This window comes from Pontibacter mucosus, from assembly GCF_003054055.1.
In the GTDB taxonomy this organism is placed as follows: domain Bacteria; phylum Bacteroidota; class Bacteroidia; order Cytophagales; family Hymenobacteraceae; genus Pontibacter; species Pontibacter mucosus.
This window is the reverse complement of the sequence record NZ_QBKI01000004.1, coordinates 1-22,944: the sequence shown is the minus strand read 5'-3', so window position 1 is coordinate 22,944 and position 22,944 is coordinate 1. Positions and strand designations below refer to the sequence as shown.

Sequence of the window (22,944 nt, the reverse complement as noted above, 5' to 3'; positions counted from 1 at the left end):
CCAGAAGTGATGAGACAGAACATATCGAAAGTACTGATGGCTTTAACACTGGCATTCGTGCTCGTGTTTGTTTCCACGGACGCGTACAGCCAGTGTGCCATGTGCCGGGCTACAGTGGAGTCTAACGTAGGAAGCGGAAGTGATGCGTCGGGCAACGAAGTAGGCAGTGGCCTGAACATGGGTATACTCTATCTGATGGTTATACCCTATGTTTTGCTCGGTACTGTCGGTTTCCTGTGGTACAAGAATAGCCGTAAAAAAACGAATAAAGCCTAAGGGTAAAGGCTCTAAGAGGTTGATGCCTATACACTGCAGCCACTGCTGCAGTGTATAGGCATCTTTTTTATGGCTGCCATGCTTCATGTTTGGAGGCCCGCCCTCTGGTAACGATACATTAGCACGATTCTTGAAGTATAGCGCTTATCCCGTCTTTTACTTACTTTAGTGGTTAAACTACCTTGCCTTGAACCGGAAGCTTACGCCATTTCTGCTATTCCTCGCGTCGTTGCTGTGCTTTATAGCGATAGCGACACTGCATTTTAACTGGCTTTCGCCAGGCTCTACAAAGCAGGACCATCAGGAAGAAGCCGAACGGATTACCCAACGCGTACACCACTGCATCGATAAGGCTAACCAACAGGGAGAGCGTATATTCGCTAACCTGGGGCAGAACACTATTTCCTTTTCGACGCTGCTGAAGAAGGCTGATTACCCGGTTTTCGTTTACCGCATGCAGAACCTGGTTTTTTGGTCCAGCCACACCATTGCGCCGCAGCCAGACCTTCCGCCCGTGGCGCAGGGCGTTTTTGCCATTGAGAACGAGTATGGGCGCTTTGTGGTGGTTCGGCAGCAAAGGTTACCGTATACCATAGATGTATACATTCCGCTGCAGATAGATTACCGGATTAACAACGCTTACCTGAAACCGAAACTCGATGAGGAGGTGTTTCAGCAGGCAAACCTGCAGCTTATCCTTACCCCCGAGCCCTCCTTGCCGCAGGTCTATACGGCTGAGGGGCAGTTCCTCTTCTCCCTGAACTTTGAGCAATCGCACAAAACCTCGGGCTATGTGCGGCTGCAGGTAGGTTTGTTTGTGGCTGGGATCGTGTTTTTTATACTTTTTGCCAGCAGTGTCAGTCGGCGGTTTTTACGGAAGGGGGCCTACAGCCATGGTATACTGCTGTTGCTGTTGCTGCTGGGAAGTATGCGGGTGGCCCTGATCTTGCTGAACCTTCCTTTCGCGGTGGTAGATGTAGAGCTGTTTGACCCTAAGCTTTACGCGGCCTCCTTCTGGTCGCCGTCGGTGGGCGATTTGCTGCTGAATGTACTTTTGCTGGCAGCAGTTGCGGGGTCAGGTATTTACCTCTTCAGGATGAACCGTGTGGCCTCTCAATTGCAGGCCATGCCAAGGGAGCGGAGCCGTTACCTGGTTATCATGAGCATGCTGATCTTCTTTTTCCTGTTGTTGCTGCAGTTCAGGTTCTATTACAGCATCTACCACAACTCGCCCCTGTTGCTGGATGTAACACAGTCGCTGGAGATTACAAGGTACAAGGTGGTGCTGTATGGCATTATGGTGATCAACACCCTGTCGCTTTGCATGTTTACCTATGTGCTGGCCACGATGGTGTCGGTTCTGGTGCCCAAGGAGTCAACGTTTTGGCCCTATAAGGCGCTGATGATCATTTCAGCGATACTCTTGCTGTTTGCAGCGGTTTTCACGCCTGAATTGTTTTCTGTTCTCCTGCTAGGCCTCCTGTTCTGGGCTATCATCATACTTGCCTCCCAGCATAAGCACGCCATCAGCTTTGCTTACCGCACGTATCTGCTCTTTTTTCTGGTGGTGATTGTGAGTGCAATCACCGGGGCGGTGGCGCAGTTTGCCCATTACCACAACGACCTGAAGACCTACAAGCAGAACCTCGCCTTCAATATTCTGCAGGATAACGATATTCTGGGGGAGTACCAGCTGAACCAGGTGGCCTCGGAGATTGCGGGGGATGAACTGATCAGGATGAAGATGATGGGACCCTATGTGGATGCCTCCTTTATCAGGCGAAAAATAACCCGGCAGTACCTGAGCGATTACTTCGACAAGTATGAGATTAACGTCATGCTGTTCGACGGGCAGGGCAGAACACTGGAGAGCGCTGACACCTCAGCCATTACCCTGCAACAACTCCGGCAGGTATTTGACCATCCGCAGATGCGCACCGAGCACAGGGATCTGTTCCTGCTAAAAGACCCCACCCGCTACAACGCCAGGACATACCTCAAACTGATACAGGTACCTATCAGCGCCACGCATTATGGTACCATAGCCCTGCAACTGACACTGAAGCGGCTTTTGCCAAACAGTGTGGTGCCCGAGCTGTTGGTGGACCAGAAGTATAACCAGCCGTTTGGGCCTGAGATGCTCAGTTATGCCATCTACAGCGGCAACAAGCTGCGTTACAGCGAGGGCGAGTATGATTACGCCACCAACTTCGACCGCGACCTGCTGAGCAAGCCGGAACTGTTCCGGCTGGGGCTTCCGCAGGATGACTCGCACCATTACGGGGTGCAGAGCACCAACGGGCAAACCCTGATCATCACCACAGGCAAGTATGGCGGGCGCGAGGTGCTCTCGAATTTCTCTTTCCTGTTTCTGAGTTATGTGGCGGGGCTTATCTTAAGCGGCTTGCTGTACCTGCTGCTGCAGCGGCACCGGCTGCGCGACTTCAGGCCGAACTTCAGTGCCAAAATCCAGATTTTCCTCAACTTTGGTATTTTGCTGCCATTGCTGCTGGTAAGTATAACCACGGCAGGCTTGGTGACGGCCTCCTATAAGAAAGACCTGATGACCAGGTATGAGCAGCGCGGTGAGGCCATACAGGAGCATCTGTCGCAGCAGCTTAGCCGCAGGCTGCTGCAGCGACAGCGGCAGTTGCAGCGAAGCGTGACCGAGATTGCCGCCATCGCAGAGGCAGACATCAACATCTACGACCGTAACGGCATGCTGCTGGTAACCAGTCAACCCCTGATATTTGAGACAGGGCTTTTGTCCAAGCTCGTGAACCCGGAGGCTTTCGCGGCTATCTCGGAGCGGCAGGCGCTGCGTGTGCTGCTGGAGGAGCAGGCCGGAAACCTGAGCTTCAACTCCATTTACCTGCCCCTGCGCGACGAAGCATACCCAACGGAGCTGGCCGGCTTTATCGGTATCCCGTTCTTTGATTCGGAGAAGGAGCTGGATCTAAAGCTGATAGACCTGATTACCACCATCATGAACATCTTCTCCGTGATGTTTATTCTGTTCCTGGTGCTCACCTTCTTTGCCTCACGCGCCCTCACGGTACCGTTGCGCATGCTGGCCGAAAAACTGAAGCGAACCTCCCTGACGGGCAGGAACGAGATGCTGGCCTATGAAGGCGCCGATGAGATTGGGATGCTGGTGAGCGAGTACAACCGCATGCTGCTGACGCTGGAGCAAAACAAGCAGGAACTGGCCATGCAGGAGAAGGAAGCCGCTTGGCGCGAAATGGCCAGGCAGGTGGCCCATGAGATCAAGAACCCGCTTACCCCTATGAAGCTCTCGCTGCAATACCTGCAGAAGGCCATTGCGGAAAAAAGACCGAACACCGAGCAACTCATCGAGAAAATCTCGCATACGCTCATTACCCAGATAAACATCCTCAACGACATTGCCTCCTCGTTTTCGAGCTTTACCTCCATGCCGGAGCCGAAGCCAGAGCCGATGGATATTGCCGCCGCCCTGCACAAAGCCGCTGACCTGCACAACGACCCGGCCACGGCCATACTTACCAAGCAGATTCCGGAGCGGGAGGTGGTGGTGAACGCGGATGAGAGCCTGATGGTGCGCACGTTTAACAACCTGCTGCTCAATGCTATTCAGGCGGTGCCATCCAGCCGCAAGCCGCATATAAAGGTGCGCCTGGAACTGCAAGATAGCCGGCAGGTGTTGATTTCGATCAGAGACAATGGCAGCGGCATTCCCAAAGAGATACAGGGTAAAGTATTTATCCCGAACTTCAGTACAAAGTATACTGGGTCGGGTATTGGGCTGGCTGTGGCCAAGCGCGGCATTGAGAGCGCCGGAGGCAAGATCTGGTTCGAAACGGAGGAAGGGCAGGGAACAACGTTCTTTATTCAGCTACCGCTTCAGGATGAACAGTAAAGGACTGGGCATAGTGCTGATGCTGTGGCTGTTGAGCCTGCCATTGCTTGCCCAGGTCCCGCTCAGCAACCAGCGCTGCAAGTGGTTGCCCGTTGCCGATTTTCCACAGGAGCTGGATAGCCTCACGGTTATGCCCAGTTCCATTACGCTGCAGCACACCAACCCAGAGGCCTTCAGCTACGAGTATAATTATACTTCCAACAGCATCACCTTTACCCGTTTTCCGGCCCCGGACTCCGTCGCCATCGATACGCTGGGCACCATGCTGCCGCTGCCTGATTCTGTGCTGGTCTGTTTCAGGGTGATGCCCCTGAGCCTGACCCGGCCTGCCTTCAAACGCGATATCGCCAAGCTGGAAACAAGGTCGCCGCGCGGCGTTTTCTACGAGGAGAATATCAGCACCAAAGAGGAAATCTTTCGCACGCCGGGGCTGAACAAGACGGGCAGTATTTCCAGGGGCGTGTCGTTTGGCAATACGCAGAACGTTTTCGTGAACTCCGCCCTCAACCTGCAGCTCGACGGAAAGCTGACGGACGACATCAGTATAACGGCAGCCATCACCGACCAAAACATCCCGTTTCAGCCGGAGGGCAATACGCAGCAGTTGCAGGAGTTCGACAAAGTATACATCACACTGCAGCACCGGCTGTGGCAGCTAACCGCCGGCGATGTGGTTCTCCGGAGCAAACCATCCTACTTTATGCAGTTTTACAAGAACGTGCAGGGCGGCGCCTTCAGCTATGTTACGGGCAAAAGTCCGGAACGGCAGGGGGTAACTACGGTAGCGGCCTCGGTATCGAAGGGAAAGTTTGCCTCCCAAACCATACAACCGCAGGAAGGCGTGATGGGCCCCTACCGTTTGCGCGGCCCCAATAATGAACTGTTCATTATCGTACTGGCCAACTCGGAACGGGTGTTTCTGGATGGCGTGCTGCTGCAGCGGGGCTACGATTACGATTATGTGATAGACTATAACCAGGCGGAGATCACCTTCACCACGCGGCACGTTATCACCAAGAACTCCCGGATTAGGGTGGATTTTGAGTACTCGGACCAGAACTACAGCCGGGGCATCTACCACCTGAACCACTACCAGAACCTGGGCAAGCTGAAAGTATACGGTAACTACTACAACGAGAGCGACAACCCCAACAGTCTGCTGAACCTGAGCCTGAACTCCGAGCAAAAGCGCCTGCTGGCAAGTATAGGCGACAGCCTGAACCAGGCCATCGCCTCGGGTGCCGACAGTGTGACCTATGACCCGGGCCAGATCCTGTACGCCCGCCGCGACACGGCCTACAGCAACGGCCAAAACCTGGAACGCATCTACGTATACTCTACCCACCCCGATTCGGCGCACTACAGCGTCAGCTTTACCAATGTGGGCTCCGGCAATGGCGACTATGTGGCGGTGAATGGTGCCGTAAATGGCCGTGCCTACCGCTGGGTAGCTCCTATAAATGGTGTAAGGCAGGGAAGCTACGCACCGGTGCGGGTGTTGCCCACGCCGCGCAAGAAGCAACTCATCACGTTTGGCGGTAGCTATGAGTTGCAGAAAGGCGTGAGTTTCTTTGCCGAAGGGGCTGCCTCGCAACATGACCTTAACCGCTTTTCCGACATCGACTCAGGGGATGACAATGGCAAAGGCTTGCGCGTGGGCTACGTGGTGCAGGATAGGCCTATTGCCTTCCTGGGCAAGTATAAACTTAACAGCACGCTCAACTATGAGTATACCGACGAATACTTTGAACCTATCGACCGCTACCGCCCCATTGAATTTGACCGTGACTGGAGCTTAACCAACACCAAAAAGGCCGAGGACCATATCTTCAACTTCTCAGTAGGGGCGGCGCAGGATGCCGCCAACCTGTTCAATTACCGCATCAGCCGGCGCCACCGCGAGGAGCAGCTCGACGGGGTGCAGCATCATCTGGATGTACTGAAAAAACTGGGCAAGCTGGAGTTTAAGAACAGCTTTTTCCTGCTCGACAGCAAGGAAGGGCAGCGCGAGTCGCAGTGGTACCGCGGAAGTATGGATGTGAAATATAACCTGGGTAAAATATCGCCTGGCTATACGTATAGCTTCGACAAAAACCGTCTCACTGCCCTCAACACCGACTCTGTGGTAGGCTCGGCACAGTACTTTGAACAGCACCTGTTTTACCTGGAAAGCGGCGATACCACCAAGACGAAGTTCCGCCTAGATTATGCACAGCGCCGCGACCGCTACCCAACCGGGGTGGGCACGATGGGTTTCCCGGAGGTGGCGCAGACGTACAATGCCATACTTCAGAAGAAGCTAAAGCAGGACCATACGCTGGAGGCGCAGGCCACCTACCGCAAGCTGCAGGTGCGCAACGGCAAAAACGAGGAAACCATCCAGTCCAGAGTTGACTACAACGGCACGTTTGTGGACGGGGCCTTCCGCTCAGAACTCAGCTATGCTACAGGCACCGGCCGGCAGCTCAAGCGCATCTACATTTTTCAGGAGACCTTGCCGGGGCTGGGCACCTACTACCTGCGCGACGGCGGCGACCCCAACAACCTGAACGACTACCTGGAGGCGCAAACGGTGGATCAGCGTCGCTACATCAAAATCTACCTGCCCACCGATGAGTACGTGAACGCCTACACCAACACTTTTACCTACCGCCTCACGACCAACGCGCCCCGAAGCTGGCGAAACGAGCCAGGTATCAAGGCCAGGCTTTCCAACTTCTCGATGCTCAGCTTTATCAGCATCAACAAGAAAACCACCGACAACGACCTTGGGCAGCGCTTCAATCCTTTCAGTGAGGATGTGGAGGATGAGTTCCTTATCTCGCTGGTGAAGCAGTTGCGCCACACGGTATACTTTAACCGCAGCAGCCCCAAGTATGGCATGGAGTATACCGTGCAGCAAAACGAGCAAAAGCAGCTGCTCACCAACGGCACGGAGACCCGCAACGTGCTGAGCCACCTGCTGATAAGCCGCCTGAACCTGACCGAAGTGCTGAGCTCGCAGCTGAACCTGGGTTATAATGTGCGCGAGAATCAGTCGAACTTCCTGAGCTCCAAGAATTTTAAGATACAGTCGCGGGAGGTGTCGCCGGAGCTGGCCTACCAGCCAAACACCAAACTGCGCTTCACGAGCAAGTACCAGCTCTCACTGAAACAGGATGTGCTGCAGGCATCGGAGGTAGAGCAGGAGGGTACGTTCCATGAGCTGGGCCTGGAAGCAAAGTTGAGCCAGGTGGGCAAGCGTACCGTAACCAGCAATGTAAAGTATGTGAACATTGACTTTGAGGGGGACGAGACCTCCTATGTAGGCTATGAAATCCTGAACGCCCTGCGCCCCGGCAACAACATGACCTGGTCCTTGATAGTACAGCAGCGCCTGAGCAACGGCCTCAATATCTCCCTCAACTACGATGGGCGCAAAGCCAACGGGGTAGGGGCCGTGCATACCGGCAGAACCCAGGTGTCGGTGCTCTTCTAGACCAGTGATTAGTGGGATATTTCTGATGAAGATGATTAGACGTAAGGTAATTCTAAAAGATTATCAAAATACTTTATGCGATTCTGAATTTAATAATAGAATTTGTAGTTAAGCGGAGAGCTAAAGGTTTAACTATGAGTAGGTCTTCTCAATCTGTAAAAACAATGCCTTCCTATAACTACAAGTATGCAGATTTAACCTCTCAGATAATTGGTGCTGCCATGGAGGTGCATTCTACCCTGAAAAGTGGGTTCCCTGAGGTAATCTACCAAAGAGCTCTGGAAAGGGAGATGCTGCTACGCAATTTAAAGATTCATCGTGAGTTTGAAATACCTGTTCTTTATAAAGGCGAAAAGGTTGGTAATAGAAGGGTTGACTTTCTGGTAGATACTAAAATTCCTGTTGAGCTCAAAGCTGTAGCTAAGCTTGAGGATCTGCATATTGCTCAGGCCATAAATTACCTTGAGGCCTATGGCCTTGAAATAGGCTTATTAATTAACTTCGGTTCAAAAAGCCTTGAATTTCGCAGGCTGTACAATGCCAAGCATAAATTTGAAACAATAGGTTAAAACAGGAGCACAAAAATCAGCCAACTCCGTTTAACTATGCTTCGGGTAGAATCTTGTAAATCAGAAAAATCCTCTTTAATCACTGGTTATGGTTTCTCCTTCTCAATCTTGCTATGCGTCTCCAGGTAAAGCGGCAGTGCGGCGGAGCCATACCAGGGGTACAGTTCTACCTCAAAAACCTTTGCTTTAACGGCCGGATCCGTTTCTACCATTTTCTGTGCTTCTTCCACCGTCTTGGCGTCAAGTATAAAAATGCCGCGGTAGTTCTTATCGTTTTTGCCCAGCGGGCCGGCTACCACCAGTTTTCCTTCCTTAGCCAAACGGCCAATATTTTCCATGTGCCCACGGAAGTATGCGTTCAGCTTCTCTTTGTCGGTGGTGGTGTTGGTGCCGGTTTTAAGTATAACTAGCACGTACTGCTTCATGCCATACGCGTCAGCGCCCAAAGAGTCGGCAAGGGCTTTGTTATAGCTGGGGTTTGATGACTGTGCCTGGGCACTAAAGCCAAGGCAGCAAAGTATGAGAAGGGCTAACAGGTGCTTCATAAGTATAAATCTGGTTTATTGAAGTATAAAGTGCTCCAAGATACAGCATCAAATCAAAAGGTCAAGTATAGCTTCAAGCCATACTTGACCTTAAAAATCATAGCAATCAGGATAATCCCCTTAAATCACCGGTCTAGTAATACTTCCCCGGTATCAGGTAGTTCTGCACGTAATCTTTCACGCCTTCCTCCAAGGTATAAAAAGGCTTGTCGTAGCCGATGGAGCGCAGCTTTTGCATGTTAGCCTCGGTGAAGTACTGGTAGTTGTCGCGCAGGTTCTCGGGGGTGTCCATAAACTCGATGTTGGCCTCTACGCCCATGGCCTCAAACGTATTCAGGGCAAGCGCCATAAAAGTGCGGGCCTTACCGGATCCGAGGTTGTAGATGCCGGAGTTCTTGCGGTGGTGCATCAGGAACATACACACGTCTACTACATCTTTTACATACACAAAGTCGCGCATCTGCTCGCCGTCGGCATACTCGGGATTGTGGGAACGGAACAGCTTCATACTGCCGCGCTCTTTTATCTGGTGATAAGCGTGGAAAATAACCGAAGCCATCTTGCCTTTGTGGTATTCGTTAGGGCCATATACGTTGAAGAATTTGAGGCCGGCCCAGAAGAACGGCTTGGCAGTTTGCTGCAGCGCCCAGATATCAAAGTCGTTTTTCGACTCGCCGTAGGGATTCAGCGGCTTCAGGAGCGGGATGATTTCTTCGTTATCGTCGTAGCCCAGCGTGCCGGAGCCGTACGTAGCCGCCGACGAGGCATAAACCAGTGGAATCTGGTACTCGGCGCAGGCGTTCCACATCTGCTTGGAGTAGTTCAGGTTCAGCAGGTCGAACACATCCTTGTTAAACTCGGTGGTGTCGGTGCGAGCGCCCAGGTGGAAGATGAACTCCACGTCCTCGTAATGCTCGTCGAGCCACTCAAAAAAGTCCTCCCGGTCTACGTACTCCTTTATCTTCTTGCCCTTCAGGTTATCTTCCTTTTTGGCGACGGAGAAGTTGTCCACCACCACGATGTCGTTGAAGTTGTCCTGGTTCAGTCTGCCTACGAGGCAGCTGGCAATGAAACCGGCGGCGCCTGTTACTACTATCATATGTCTTTGTTAAGCCTGTATCTAAAATTGCGTTAAATTTACGAAAATAAACCGAGCCGCCTGCCCCGTGCCAGGCATCTATACGTTGAGACGAGCCAGATTTATACTTCATACTATACTTTGCCTGCTGCTGTTATCGTGCAGCCAGCCGGAGAGGCAGCCGCAAGAGGCGCTGGTGCTGACCGATGACCTGGGCCGTGAGCTGACGCTTCAAAAAAAGCCCGAGCGCGTGTTCGCCTTTGCCTCCTCGATGACCGAGATGCTCTACGCCGTGCTTGACACCAGCACCATCATCGCCCGCACGCCCACCGACGATTACCCGGAAGCGGTATACCGGAAACCGCTGGTGAGCAACTACCCCGTGGATTACGAGCAGGTGCTGGTCCTGAAGCCGGACCTGATTTTTACAGTGGAGGGCATTACCCCGCTGGAGGTGGCTGAGCGCCTGCAGCAACTGGGCGTGCCGGTATACTATCAAAAGTATAGAACGGTAGAAGACATCTTTACGGGGATAGAGGACATTGGCCGCATCATGGGCCGGGAGCAACAGTCGCGGCAGCTGACGGACTCGCTGCGGCAGGAGGTGGCAAGTATAAAGGCGCGTCACCAGAAAGATGAACCGCAAAGAGTGCTGGCCATTACCTGGAGCGACCCAATTTATGTGTACGGGCAAAACACCATCTTCACTGATAAGCTGCGCATCCTGGGTGCGGAGAATGCCGTGCAGGAAGTTTTTGAACAGCCTTACCCGGCGCTCACGCGGGAGTACGTGCTGAAGCTCAACCCGGATGTGCTGCTAGGTGGCACCAAGGAGGAGCTGGAGGAAAGGTTCTTCAGTCTGTACCCGGAGCTGCGCCGCATCAAAGCCTATCAACATAACCGCCTCTATAAACCAGACGATAACCTGATGTCGCGGCCCAGCCCGCGGGTGGTGGAGTCGCTGCGGGAGCTGGAGGGCTTCCTATATCCATGATGCGGCGGGGTTTATACTTTATACTTGCCCTATTGCTGATTTTGGTGGTCATGCTGCTGGGGCTGCAGGTCGGCTCTTTTGACACCGACGCAGCTACCATCTTTAGCGCCCTCTTCCACTACAACCCCGACGATACCACGCACTTTGCCATACTTCATTTGCGCCTGCCGCGGCTGCTGCTCGCTCTGGTAGTAGGGGCCTCGCTGGCCTTTTGCGGGTACCTGATGCAGGCGATGGTGAATAACGGCCTGGCCGACCCCTACTTGCTGGGCACAGCCTCGGGCGCTTCGTTGGGGGCTGTGGTCGTGTTCTTTGGATTTGTGCCGATGACGGTGGCCGGTTTATACTTGCCGCCAGTGTTTGCGCTGGCCGGTGCCTTCTTAGTAACGCTGGTGGTGGTGATACTGGGCTACCGCAAACGGCAAATCATTCCGGCGCAGCTGCTGTTGGCGGGCATTGCCCTTAGCTCGCTGGTTACGGCCATGGTGGGGCTGTTCACCTTTCTTTCCGACTCGGAGGGCAAGCTGCGGTCGGTGGTGTTTTGGTCGATGGGGAGCTTTGAGCGGGCCAGTTGGGAGATGGTGCCCTACCCGGCGGCGGCGTTAAGTATAGCCTTGCTGCTGTTTGCCTTTTACCAGAAACAATTGAATATACTTTTGCTGGGCGAGGAAAGGGCGCAGGCCTTGGGCATCCAAGTGGCGCAAACGCGCTGGGTGATACTGGGCACAGTGTCAGTGGTGACGGGCTTTGCCGTGGCTACTTCCGGGCCGATTGGGTTCGTTGGGCTGATAATTCCGCACGTCACGCGCGGGCTGCTGGGCGCAACGGGCAGGGGCAACCTGCTGCTGTGCGCTTTTATCGGCGGCTTGTTCATGCTGCTCTGCGATTTGCTCTCGCGCATAATTTATCCGCCTGCCGGGCTGCCTATCGGAATTATTACTTCGTTCTTTGGTGTTCCTTTCTTTGTATATTTGCTGTTCAAAAAGAATTACAATTTTAAAGAATAAATGATTTACGTTAGCAGGTTAGAGCACTTTAACGCAGCTCACAAGTTATTCAACCCGAACTGGTCGTTGGCTAAGAACAAGGAGGTTTTCGGGCCATGCGCCAACACCAACTGGCATGGGCACAACTACGAGCTGATCGTGACGGTAAAGGGCAAGCCCGACCCGGACACTGGCTTTGTGATCGACCTGAAGAAGCTCAGCACCCTTATCCGCACCCACATCATCGAGAAGGTGGACCACAAAAACCTGAACCTGGATGTGGCCTTTATGGAGGACAAGCTGGCCAGCACTGAGAACCTGGTAGTGGAGTTCTGGAAAATTCTGGAGCCGCGCGTGAAGGAAATCTCTAAAAACAACGCCACGCTGCACAGCCTGAAGCTTTACGAAACCCCACGCAACTACGTAGAGTACTTTGGAGAATAATTTAGTGAGCGGCCTATACTTTTCCGCAGCTATCCTTATTTTACGATCTCCAAAAGACCCTTTACCCCATGAAGTATTATATCATAGCCGGCGAGCGCTCCGGCGACCTGCACGCGTCTAACCTGATCAAACAACTCCGCAAGCAAGACCCGGAGGCGCAGATCAGGGGCTGGGGTGGTGATATGATGCAGGCAGCCGGTATGGAGCTGGTGCGCCACTACCAGGAAATGGCCTTCATGGGATTTGCCGAGGTGCTCAGGAGCCTGCGTAAGATCCTGGGTTTCCTGAAAGAGGCAAAGCAAGATATCCGGCGCTACCAGCCGGATGTGGTTATCCTGGTGGATTATGCTGGCTTTAACATGCGCATTGCCCGTTTTGCCAAAAAACAGGGAATAAAGGTATTCTACTACATCTCCCCCAAAATCTGGGCCTGGAACCAGGGGCGCGTGCACGGCATCAAGAAAGTGGTGGACCGCATGTTCGTCATCATGCCCTTTGAGGAGGATTTCTACGGCCGCTTCGACTACAAGGTGGATTATGTGGGCAACCCCGTGAACGACTCGGTAACCGACCACGTAGCCTGCGCTGATTTCCGCACTAAAAACAAGCTTTACAACAACAAGCCCATCATTGCCATACTTCCGGGCAGCCGCCGCCAAGAGATAGAGAACATGCTGCACGTGATGCTGAGCGTGTTGCCCAACTTCCGCGATTTTCAGTTTGTGGTGGCCGGTGTGAGCAATTTCTCCAAAGACTACTACGAGCAGTATAACAAAGACCCCAATATCAAGATCGTCTACGATCAGACTTACGACCTGCTCTCGCATGCCAAGGCGGCGCTGGTTACGTCGGGCACGGCCACCTTGGAGACAGCCTTGTTCGGCGTGCCGCAGGTGGTGTGCTACAAGACAAGCGCTATTTCCTATACTATCGGCAAGATGGTGATAAAGGTGCCTTACATCTCGCTGGTGAATTTGATTGCGGATAAGCCCGTGGTAACCGAGCTGATCCAGGAGGAGTTTACCGCCAAGCAGATTGTGGCAGAGCTAAAGCGGGTGCTGTTTGACAAGCACTTTATGCAGAAGCAGCAGGAGGGATACGCGCTGGTGCGTAAAAAGATTGGCGATTTTAGAACCGCAGAACGTGCCGCAGAGCTGATGGTGGGCTATCTGAAGGCTGAGCAAGTATAAAGCTAAACCTACCCGCAGCGTGTAACCGTATAGAAAAAACTGCTAAAAGCTGGCAGGAGAAATCGCTGTACACCTAAACCCCGAAACTATGAAATCGCTGTTAATCGCCTTAGGGCTGACTGGTTTAATGCTATCCGTGCTGCTCATCCGCGCCTCCTCTGACAGGGCTTTGGAAGAAGATTGGGAGGATGATTACCTGGAAGTATAAGCACGGGCAAAGAATAAAGTATAAAAAAGAGGGCTGGTCAAATTTTTGACCAGCCCTCTTTTTTATACTTTAATTACCTTAGGCTACTTTCAGCTGCTTCAGGCTCGATTTCTCAAATTTCTCACGGGCATAATCGCCGGTGATAACCAGTTCCTTGGTTCCTTCCTCCGACGGCAACTCAAACATGGCGTCTGTCATGATGCCCTCGCAGATGGAGCGCAGACCACGGGCGCCAAGTTTATACTCCGAAGCCTTCTCTACGATATACTCCAGGGCCTGCTCGTCAAACGTCAGCTCAATGTTTTCCATCTGGAACAGGCGCTTGTACTGCTTCACAATAGAGTTCTTTGGCTCGAGCAGGATCAGGCGCAGGGTTTCCTTGTCCAATGGGTTCAGGTGCGTGAGTACGGGCAGACGACCGATCAGCTCCGGAATCAGGCCGAAGTTTTTCAAATCCTGTGCTGTCAGGTACTTCAGGAAGCTTTCGCTTTCGGCCACTTCGTCCATCTTAGACTTCGAGAAGCCAATAGGACGCGTGTTCAGACGGTTTTTGATCAAACGGTCGATTCCTACGAAGGCGCCACCGCAGATGAACAGGATGTTTTCCGTGTTCACGGTGATCATTTTCTGCTCCGGGTGCTTACGGCCTCCTTGCGGCGGCACGTTCACGGTGGTACCCTCTAATAGTTTCAGTAGGGCCTGCTGCACACCTTCGCCGCTCACGTCGCGGGTGATGGAGGGGTTATCGCTCTTACGGGCAATCTTGTCAATTTCGTCGATGTACACGATGCCGCGCTCGGCTGCCTCTACGTTGTAGTCAGCGGCCTGTAGCAGGCGGGTAAGTATACTTTCCACGTCTTCGCCCACATAACCAGCCTCCGTAAGCACAGTAGCGTCAGCAATACAGAAAGGCACCTGCAGGATACCGGCCATCATGCGCGCCAGGTAAGTTTTGCCTGTACCGGTTTCGCCCACCATGATGATGTTCGACTTCTCGATCACCACATCGTCGTCGGCAGGTTGCTGCATCAGGCGCTTGTAGTGGTTATACACCGCCACCGACATCACCTTCTTCGCCTCGTCCTGTCCTACCACAAATTGGTCAAGGTAAGCCTTCATTTCTTTCGGCTTCATCAGGTTGAATTTCGGAGTACGACTGCTTGCGCGAATCTTGTTCTCCTCATTCAAAATCTGCTGTGCCTGTCCGATACAACGGTCGCAGATATGCGCGTTGATGCCGGAGATCATCACCGAAACGTCCTTCTTGTTTTTGCCGCAAAATGAGCAAGTAATTTCTGCCATAAGAAACGATTGATCCAGAGTAGTTTACGCAGCTTTTACAAATGCGTAAAGCAAAGGTACAAAATTGAACACTTATGCAGGCAGAAAAATTTAAATCCAAATCTCCTGATACATTTAAAAGGAGGGTGTTTATCTTAAAATAAATATTTTCCTATTTTATTGTAATATGCTTTAAGCCAGCAAGTTGTGTTTGTATGATATACACAGGGGTATGTGGATAAGTTTTTCGCGGCGCCTGAAAATAATTACAAAAAGCAACTTCTGAGGAAGTAGCACCGTGTGTGTGCGGTACAAAATAAAAGGCCTGCACAGAATATCTGAGCAGGCCTCTATATTGTATTATTTATACTTTGTGCGCTTGGCTTTTTACGCCTTGCGGATCAATACCTCGTCTATCAGGCCATACTCTTTGGCTTCCTCGGCGCGCATCCAGTAATCGCGGTCTGAGTTGTCATAGATCTCCTGGTATGTTTTGCCTGAGTGCTCTGCCAGTATCTCGTACAACTCTTTCTTCAGCTTCAGGATTTCGCGGGCAGTGATCTCAATATCCGATGCCTGGCCCTGTGCACCGCCCATTGGCTGGTGAATCATGATGCGGGCATGCGGCAGGGCAGAGCGCTTGTTCTTGGCACCTCCGGCCAGCAACACAGCACCCATCGAAGCAGCCAGACCGGTGCAGATAGTAGCCACATCAGGGCTTACGTACTGCATGGTGTCGTAAATACCGAGGCCGGCATACACGGAACCACCCGGGCTGTTGATATAGAGCAGGATATCTTTCTTGGCATCCGCCGACTCCAGGAACAGCAGCTGCGCCGTGATGATATTGGCAATGAAGTCATCCACCTGCGTGCCCAGGAAAATAATACGGTCCATGATCAGGCGCGAGAATACGTCGATTTCACGGAAGTTAGTGGGGCGTTCCTCAATTACAGAGCGAGTCATGCTTTCGATGGTGTGCATGGCTCTGCCTTCTACATGATTAATATATTGGTCTACGCCCAGGCTGCTCATGCCCTGGCCTTTTACAGCAAATTTGCGGAACTCGTCTTTGTTAAACATCATTTTGTTTAGGTTTACGGTTTTATCAAAAATAAAAAAGTCCTTCTAATTCCGAAGGACTTTTTTATTAAAAGTTATATGTGCGCGCCTCGTTTAGAGCGACATATTTCGGAAGTCCTCTGATGTAATGGTCTTCTCTACAACAGTCATCTTCTCCTTAAGTTTTGCGAGCACCTTCTCGGCCAGCAATTGCTCGTACTCATTAATATAGTTACGGCCGTTGTCCTGCTGCAGATACTGCTGGGCATAGTTATTCATGCTCTCCATCAGCTCCTCAGGCACCTCTGGCATGTTAAACTGGGCCAGCATTTTCTCTTTGGTAGCCTCAACAACTTCCTCGTTCGTTACCTTCAGGTCGTTCTCCTCAACTACCTTGTTCTTGATCATGGACCACTTCAGCTCACGAACATACTTGTCGAAGTTCTCCTCGATTTGCTCGGCAGTCAGCTTGCCGTCGTTCGTTACCTGTATCCAGCGCTTGAAGAACTCAGTCGGGATTTCAGCCTCTACGTTGTCAACAAGGGTGTCGATGATGTTGCGGTACAGCAGGTTGTCAGCCTCACGCTCGTAGTTCTCCAGGATCGTCTCACGGATCTTGGCGTCAAACTCTTCCTCTGTTTTTACTTCGTCTTTACCGAAAAGCTTGTCGAAAAGTTCTTCGTTCAGTTCGGCAGGCTCTGTGCGGTTGATCTTCTCCACGATAAACTCAAACTCACCGTTCAGGTCAGCTACCACCTCTTTGCTCAGGCCGGTTACGTGTGCCAGGGCAGCGTTGTCGTCGCCAAACGTCTTGCGGATGTCGAAACGGATAACGTCATCCACTTTAGCGCCAACAAACTTGTCTGCGCCATCCACGATACGGCTCGTCGGGATAAGCGTTTTAGACTGGAAATCACCTTCCAGCTGCTTCAGCTCGCCAGACACAAAGTCGCCTTGCTCTACTGTTTCCGGGTTAGTTGTTTTGCCGAACTGACGCTTCAGGTTCTCGTATGCCTCGTCTACTGTTTTCTGGTCCAGCTCAACTTTGTAGCCCTCTACGCTTTTGTCCAGCGGAAGGTTGAAGTCTGGCAGCAAGCCTACCTCATACGTAAACTCGAATGTTTTCTGGTTGTCCCAGTCTATTTCTGGCTGCTCTGCCACCGGAAGCGGCTCGCCCAGCAGTTTCACGTCGTTTTCACGGATGTACTTAGAGATCTCCTCCTGAAGCGTCTTGTTGATCTGCTCCACCAGGATGCTCTTGCCGTACATTTTCTTTACAAGCCCTGCAGGCACTTTGCCAGGTCTGAAACCTTTGATCTGGGCTTTTTTGCTATATTCTTTTACCTGCTGGTCTACCTTTGGTGCGTAGTCCGCCTCTTCCAGTACCACCTTCAGTTGCGCATTGGTGCTGTCGGTTTGGTTTAATGTAATATTCAAGGCTTATAAATTTTTAAGATTTCTGAATAACCTACTAAAAACAAACCCCCAACAGGGAATGTTGAGGGTTCGTCGTGTTTTGTTTGTGCGGATGGAGGGACTCGAACCCCCATGCCTCGCAGCGCTAGATCCTAAGTCTAGTGCGTCTACCAATTTCGCCACATCCGCTTGCGTGTGCTCTTTGTTTTAGTGTTGCAAAGGTAAGCAACGATTTCTTAAATGCAATATACTGCTCTAAATTTCTTAAATATTTTTGCACCGGCTCATATTTTGGCCTCAGTTTTCGGAGGCAGGTTGTATTGGCAGCATGTTTTAATCACTTATATTTGAAACTTATAACACAGCCAGCTTATTTATACTTATAGGTATGGGCCGGCAGAGCGGGCTACATGCGTGTCATAGTTGTAAAACATGATTGATTTAGAAGCAGAACGTAAAGAAATACTGCGGCATTACAGAAGGTTGCTCCGGCATGCGAAGCCTTTTTTAAAGGACAACGATGCCAAGATTATCAAAAAAGCCTTTAATACCTCCCTGGAGGCGCACAAGGACATGCGCCGGAAGTCTGGCGAACCTTATATTCTGCACCCCCTGGCTGTGGCCCAGATAGCCGTGGAGGAGATTGGGTTGGGAACCACCTCCATCGTGGCCGCCCTGTTGCACGATGTGGTGGAGGACACCGACCTGGAGATATCGGACATTGAGCGCGAGTTTGGCCCGAGCGTAGCCAAGATTATCGAGGGGCTGACCAAAATCTCCGGCGTGTTCGACTACGGCAGCTCCCAGCAGGCCGAGAACTTCCGGAAAATGCTCCTCACGCTGAGCGACGATGTGCGGGTTATACTTATCAAGCTGGCTGACCGTCTGCATAACATGCGCACGCTCGGCAGCATGCCGCGCCACAAGCAGCTCAAGATAGCCTCCGAGACCATGTACCTGTATGCGCCGCTGGCGCACCGCCTGGGCCTGTACGCGATTAAATCTGAGCTCGAAGATTTATACCTGAAGTATACCGACACCGCTACCTATAAAGACATCTCCCGGAAGATCCGGCAGACGCGCAGCGCCCGCAACAAGTTCATTAAAGACTTTATACATCCCATTGAGGAGGAGCTGCGCAAGTATGGCTTTAAGTTCAACATCAAGGGCAGGCCTAAGTCCATCTACTCTATCCTTAAAAAGATAAAGAAGCAGAACATCACCTTTGATGAGATCTACGACCTGTTTGCGGTCCGGATTATACTTGACGTGCCGCTGGAGAACGAGAAAGCCGCCTGCTGGCAGGTATACTCTATTATAACAGACTTTTACCAGCCGAACCCCGACCGACTGCGCGACTGGGTAAACACGCCTAAGTCCAACGGCTACGAATCGCTGCACACCACCGTGATGAGTAAGTCGGGGCAGTGGGTGGAGGTGCAGATACGCACCCGGCGCATGGACGAAATTGCCGAGCGCGGTTACGCAGCCCACTGGAAGTATAAAGCGGAAGGCGCCGCCTCGGCAGAGTCGGCCCTGGAGCAGTGGATAAACAAGGTGCGCGACATGCTGGAGAACAACACGGCCAACGCGCTGGAGTTCATGGACGAGTTCCGCAAAAACCTTTTCGTGGAAGAGGTGTTTGTGTTTACACCGAAAGGCGAGCTCATTATACTTCCGGATAAGTCCACGGCCCTGGATTTTGCATTTGAGATCCACTCGCAGATCGGCCTGCACTGCCTGGGTGCCAAGGTAAACCAGAAACTGGTGCCGCTCAGCTATAAACTGAAGAACGGGGACCAAGTAGAGATCCTGACCTCGCAGAAGCAGAAGCCAAACGAAGAGTGGCTGCAGTATGTGGTTACCTCCAAGGCCCGCACCCGCATAAAGGATGCCCTGCGCGAGGAACGCAAAAACAAGTCGGAGCAGGGCAAGGCCATGCTGGAGGCCAGGCTGCAGCACATAGGTGTGGCCGACAACCAGCAGAACATGAACAAGCTGCAGGCCTTCTTTAATGTGGCTGCACTGCAGGATTTATACTATAGAATTGCCACCGGCCATATCGATATCAAGAACATCAAGGAGGTTATCTTTACGGCTGCCACGGATAAGGCCGCTTCCATGCTCGATCCGAAATCCTTTGACAGGGAAGTGCAGAAGATTAGAGGGGTGAACTCGGACATGCTCGTGATAGGAGAGACCACCGATAACTGGGACTACCGCATGTCTAAGTGCTGCAATCCCATTCCGGGCGACGATGTGTTTGGCTTCCAGACGGAGGAGGACGGTATCGAGATACACCGCACCAACTGCACACGGGCTATAGAGCTTATGTCCAACTACGGTAACCGCATTGTTAAAACCAAGTGGACGGAGCAGAAGGAGCTGGCCTTCCTGGTGGGTATCCGCATTAAGGGTACTGACCGCGTGGGCCTGGTGAACGACCTGACGAAAGTAATATCGACGAGCCTTAAGGTAAACATGCGCTCCATCACCATCGACTCCAATGACGGCATCTTTGAGGGAAACATCATGGTATTCGTAAACGACACCAACCATCTCGACAAACTAATCCAGCGCATGAGCAAGGTAAACGGTATACTTACCGTGGAGCGCTTCGACTAGAGAGGTTTTATACTTTAGAAAAAGAAAATGGCATTGGATAAAAAGAAGTTCGAGGAAGTAAAAAAGATCTTCACGGCATACTTGGAGAGCAAAGGTTTACGTAAAACACCTGAGCGCTATGCCATCCTGGAGGAGATCTATTCCAGCGACGGCCACTTTGATGTGGAATCGCTTTATATTAGCATGAAGAACAAGAACTACCGCGTGAGCCGGGCCACCGTATACAACACCCTGGACCTGCTGGTAGAGAACGATCTGGTAAGCAAGCATCAGTTTGGGCGTAACCTGGCGCAGTACGAGAAATCTTATGGCTACCGCCAGCACGACCACGTTATCTGCACCGAATGCCACAAGGTGGTGGAGTTCTGTGATCCGCGGGTTCATCAGATTCAAAGTATGGTGGGCGAACTGCTAAATTTTCATATCTTGCACCACTCCCTGAACTTATATGGTGTGTGCGGCGATTGCCGGGCAAAAAAAGCGACAGAGGAACAAAAGCATGAAGTATCAGACAGAGCTGAAGGATGAGATTCTGTACATCCGCTTGGAGGGCGACCTTATAGCGGGCAAGGACACGCAGCAGATGATTGATGCTGTAGACGGCTTGCAGGAGGGAAAGGTGCTGCTCTGTGCTGTAGATTTGTCTCACGTGCGCTTTATGGACAGCAGTGGGATGGGCGTGCTGGTGTCGCTGCTGACTAAGTTCAGGAACCGGAGCGGAGAACTCGTGCTGATAAAGCCATCTGACCACATCCGCAAACTCCTTATAGTTACCAAGCTGAACGCGATATTTACAATAGCTGAGAACGACGAGTTCGCAGCACAATTCTTAAAGGAATCAACATACTAAACACTTAAATGGCAGTTGACATTTTAATAGGTCTGCAGTGGGGCGACGAAGGCAAAGGCAAAATTGTAGACGTACTGGCCCCGACCTATGATATAGTAGCCCGTTTCCAGGGAGGCCCGAACGCAGGCCACACATTAGAATTCGAAGGCACCAAGCATGTATTGCACCAAATCCCTTCGGGTATCTTCCATCCAGAGATTAAGAACATTATTGGCAACGGCGTAGTGCTGGACCCGGTGGTGTTCCGCACCGAGCTTCAGAAACTGCAGGACCGCGGAGTAGATGCCACTAAGAACCTCTACGTTTCCAAGAAGGCCTCGCTTATACTTCCGTCGCATAAGGTGCTTGACCGCGTTTCGGAAGAGGCGCTGGGAAGTGGCAAGATCGGATCAACGCTGAAAGGCATAGGCCCAACGTACCAGGACAAAATTGGCCGCGTTGGCCTTAGAGTAGGCGATATATTGGCTGACGATTTCCGTGATCGTTATAACAGGCTTGTGGAGCGTCACCGCAAGACGGTAGAGTTCTACGGGCAGACGCTGGATATAAGTGAGCAGGAAGAGGCTTTCTTCGAGGCTGTAGAACAACTGCGCTCCTTACAGTTGGTGGATTCTGAGTATATGATCAACGAAGCCCTGCAGAACGGGAAGCGCATACTTGCCGAGGGCGCCCAGGGCGCATTGCTCGACGTAGACTTTGGTACCTATCCGTTTGTGACTTCTTCCAGCACGATAGTAGCAGGGGCCTGCACTGGTTTGGGCGTGGCGCCAAAGCACATCGGCGAAGTATACGGTATATTCAAAGCATACTGCACCCGCGTAGGCAGCGGCCCTTTCCCAACAGAGCTTCTGGATGAAGTAGGGGAGGAGATCCGCCAGGCTGGTCGTGAGTTTGGTTCTACTACTGGTCGTCCTCGCCGCACGGGCTGGGTAGATCTGCCAACGCTAAAGTATAGTATCATGCTGAATGGGGTAACGCAATTGAACATGATGAAAGCCGATGTGCTGACAGAGTTCGATACCATTCAGGTATGTACGCACTATAAGCTGCCATCTGGCGAGATAACGGATAAAGTACCGCACTCTTTAGAAGAAGCAGGACTACAGCCTGTGTATGAAACGCTGCCAGGATGGAAGGTTGATCTGAATAAGATAGAGTCAGTGGATGAGTTGCCTGAGGCATTCAATAATTACTTACAGTTTTTAGAGAAGCACCTGCAGGTGCCTATCACCATTGTATCGGTAGGTCCAGACAGAAAAAGCACACTAAGAAGAGAAGCCGTAAGTGCTTAAAGTATAAAAGCTGTACTTGAAGAAAAGAAAACACAAGCCTCGGAGCAATCCGGGGCTTTTTCGTGGCCCCTTAGGGGAGCAAAGGGCGCCTGTGGAGGTGTTTCCTTCCCACGCCCGGGGGCAGCTAGGGCAAGCCCGGGAAAAACTTTCCCCCTCGCTTTCAGCGATATCCGCTGTGGTAACATTTTTTTAGGGGCGGGGGCCTTGCATCTGGGGAAACTCTACTTACCTTTGCCTCCCCGTTCAGCAGGAGTGGGGCAGGGGAAAGGACGAGAGTCCGCCCGCTGAAAAAAAAGTTTCCACGGATGCTTGCGGGTTAAAAAAGGATGCGTACCTTTGCAGCCGCTTCAACCGGGAGCGCTTGAAAGGAGAGGTTCTTAACACAGGGTTCACGTCCTGGCGGAGGCCTCCGGGAAGGAAGGAAAAAACTTTTGAAAAAAGGCTTGGCGGATAAAAAGGAGTTCGTACCTTTGTCCTCGCTTCCGGAAGGAAGGCCGCTGACGGGAAGCGTCAGAAAAAAAGTTTTGGAAAGTGCTTGCGGGATGGAAAAAGTTGCTTACCTTTGCAGCCCGCTTCAGCGAGAAGCCTTCGGGAGGTTGTCCTGGAGAAAAAGAAAAGAAAAAAAAGTTGAGCGAAGTTTTGGAGATTGAAAAGAAGTTTCCGACCTTTGCACCCCGCCACGGAGCGAACGGCTCCGGAGGGAAATAAAGAAAGACACCATCGAGTGAGATGGGCAAACAAGGGAAGTTGTC

General features: G+C 51.9%; 18 protein-coding genes and 1 tRNA gene. 12 read left to right on the top strand and 7 right to left on the bottom strand.

Annotation, left to right across the window (positions count from 1 at the left end):
• Positions 1–9: 9 nt before the first annotated feature.
• The 4 genes from C8N40_RS08800 to C8N40_RS08785 all read left to right on the top strand — a co-directional run bounded on the left by C8N40_RS08800 (position 10) and on the right by C8N40_RS08785 (position 8,221).
• Positions 10–276: a hypothetical protein gene (locus tag C8N40_RS08800; protein ID WP_245905054.1), complete on the top strand. Its 267-nt coding sequence runs from the start codon at positions 10–12 to the stop codon at positions 274–276.
• Positions 277–463: 187 nt separating this feature from the next.
• Positions 464–4,174, top strand: a complete 3,711-nt coding sequence (locus C8N40_RS08795) for a sensor histidine kinase (RefSeq protein WP_245905053.1) — start codon at positions 464–466, stop codon at positions 4,172–4,174.
• Entirely contained in the window at positions 4,164–7,652 is a 3,489-nt protein-coding gene (locus tag C8N40_RS08790; protein ID WP_108211424.1) for a TonB-dependent receptor, read from the top strand. Before C8N40_RS08795 ends, C8N40_RS08790 begins: the two co-directional genes overlap by 11 nt.
• Positions 7,653–7,786: 134 nt before the next feature.
• Positions 7,787–8,221: a GxxExxY protein gene (locus tag C8N40_RS08785; RefSeq protein ID WP_245905052.1), complete on the top strand. Its 435-nt coding sequence runs from the start codon at positions 7,787–7,789 to the stop codon at positions 8,219–8,221.
• Positions 8,222–8,307: 86 nt separating this feature from the next.
• Here the strand turns inward: C8N40_RS08785 and C8N40_RS08780 are convergent, their stop codons facing one another.
• Both C8N40_RS08780 and rfaD read right to left on the bottom strand, forming a co-directional pair.
• The gene (locus C8N40_RS08780; RefSeq protein WP_108211422.1) at positions 8,308–8,766 is read right to left on the bottom strand and encodes a YciI family protein; all 459 of its coding nucleotides are present in this window, start codon (positions 8,764–8,766) and stop codon (positions 8,308–8,310) included.
• A 133-nt stretch (positions 8,767–8,899) separates the two neighbouring features.
• The gene (gene rfaD / locus C8N40_RS08775; RefSeq protein ID WP_108211421.1) at positions 8,900–9,865 is read right to left on the bottom strand and encodes an ADP-glyceromanno-heptose 6-epimerase; all 966 of its coding nucleotides are present in this window, start codon (positions 9,863–9,865) and stop codon (positions 8,900–8,902) included.
• An 85-nt stretch (positions 9,866–9,950) separates the two neighbouring features.
• Between rfaD and C8N40_RS08770 the strand changes: the two genes are divergently transcribed.
• The 4 genes from C8N40_RS08770 (at position 9,951) to lpxB (ending at position 13,458) form a co-directional block, all read left to right on the top strand.
• Positions 9,951–10,838 carry an ABC transporter substrate-binding protein gene (locus C8N40_RS08770; protein WP_108211420.1) on the top strand — a complete coding sequence of 296 codons (888 nt, stop codon included), beginning with the start codon at positions 9,951–9,953 and terminating at the stop codon, positions 10,836–10,838.
• Positions 10,835–11,845, top strand: a complete 1,011-nt coding sequence (locus C8N40_RS08765; RefSeq protein ID WP_245905051.1) for a FecCD family ABC transporter permease — start codon at positions 10,835–10,837, stop codon at positions 11,843–11,845. Before C8N40_RS08770 ends, C8N40_RS08765 begins: the two co-directional genes overlap by 4 nt.
• Positions 11,846–12,268 carry a 6-pyruvoyl trahydropterin synthase family protein gene (locus C8N40_RS08760; protein ID WP_108211419.1) on the top strand — a complete coding sequence of 141 codons (423 nt, stop codon included), beginning with the start codon at positions 11,846–11,848 and terminating at the stop codon, positions 12,266–12,268. It abuts the gene before it with no gap.
• 68 nt (positions 12,269–12,336) lie between these two features.
• Positions 12,337–13,458 carry a lipid-A-disaccharide synthase gene (lpxB, locus tag C8N40_RS08755; protein ID WP_108211418.1) on the top strand — a complete coding sequence of 374 codons (1,122 nt, stop codon included), beginning with the start codon at positions 12,337–12,339 and terminating at the stop codon, positions 13,456–13,458.
• 286 nt (positions 13,459–13,744) lie between these two features.
• Here lpxB and clpX read toward each other — a convergent pair whose 3' ends face one another.
• From clpX to C8N40_RS08735, 4 genes are all read right to left on the bottom strand, one after another.
• Entirely contained in the window at positions 13,745–14,968 is a 1,224-nt protein-coding gene (gene clpX, locus C8N40_RS08750) for an ATP-dependent Clp protease ATP-binding subunit ClpX (RefSeq protein ID WP_108211417.1), read from the bottom strand.
• Positions 14,969–15,334: 366 nt separating this feature from the next.
• Positions 15,335–16,030, bottom strand: coding sequence for a ClpP family protease (locus C8N40_RS08745; protein WP_262502478.1), 696 nt, complete (start codon positions 16,028–16,030; stop codon positions 15,335–15,337).
• A gap of 93 nt (positions 16,031–16,123) precedes the next feature.
• Positions 16,124–17,446 carry a trigger factor gene (gene tig / locus C8N40_RS08740; protein WP_108211416.1) on the bottom strand — a complete coding sequence of 441 codons (1,323 nt, stop codon included), beginning with the start codon at positions 17,444–17,446 and terminating at the stop codon, positions 16,124–16,126.
• An 86-nt stretch (positions 17,447–17,532) separates the two neighbouring features.
• A tRNA-Leu gene (locus C8N40_RS08735) sits at positions 17,533–17,614 on the bottom strand.
• A 243-nt stretch (positions 17,615–17,857) separates the two neighbouring features.
• Between C8N40_RS08735 and C8N40_RS08730 the strand changes: the two genes are divergently transcribed.
• Genes C8N40_RS08730 through C8N40_RS08715 form a run of 4 tightly spaced genes read left to right on the top strand, consistent with a single transcriptional unit; the run spans position 17,858 to position 22,192 of the window.
• Positions 17,858–20,050, top strand: coding sequence for a RelA/SpoT family protein (locus C8N40_RS08730; RefSeq protein ID WP_108211415.1), 2,193 nt, complete (start codon positions 17,858–17,860; stop codon positions 20,048–20,050).
• Between the two features lie 27 nt (positions 20,051–20,077).
• Entirely contained in the window at positions 20,078–20,578 is a 501-nt protein-coding gene (locus C8N40_RS08725) for a Fur family transcriptional regulator (RefSeq protein ID WP_092104610.1), read from the top strand.
• Positions 20,550–20,900, top strand: a complete 351-nt coding sequence (locus tag C8N40_RS08720) for an STAS domain-containing protein (protein WP_108211414.1) — start codon at positions 20,550–20,552, stop codon at positions 20,898–20,900. The genes C8N40_RS08725 and C8N40_RS08720 overlap by 29 nt, the downstream gene beginning before the upstream one ends.
• Positions 20,901–20,908: 8 nt before the next feature.
• Complete coding sequence (locus C8N40_RS08715; protein WP_108211413.1) at positions 20,909–22,192, top strand: adenylosuccinate synthase; 1,284 nt, start codon at positions 20,909–20,911, stop codon at positions 22,190–22,192.
• 389 nt (positions 22,193–22,581) lie between these two features.
• Here the strand turns inward: C8N40_RS08715 and C8N40_RS22925 are convergent.
• Positions 22,582–22,944, bottom strand: a 363-nt coding sequence (locus tag C8N40_RS22925) for a hypothetical protein (RefSeq protein WP_211318067.1), incomplete at its 5' end; no start/stop codon positions are given.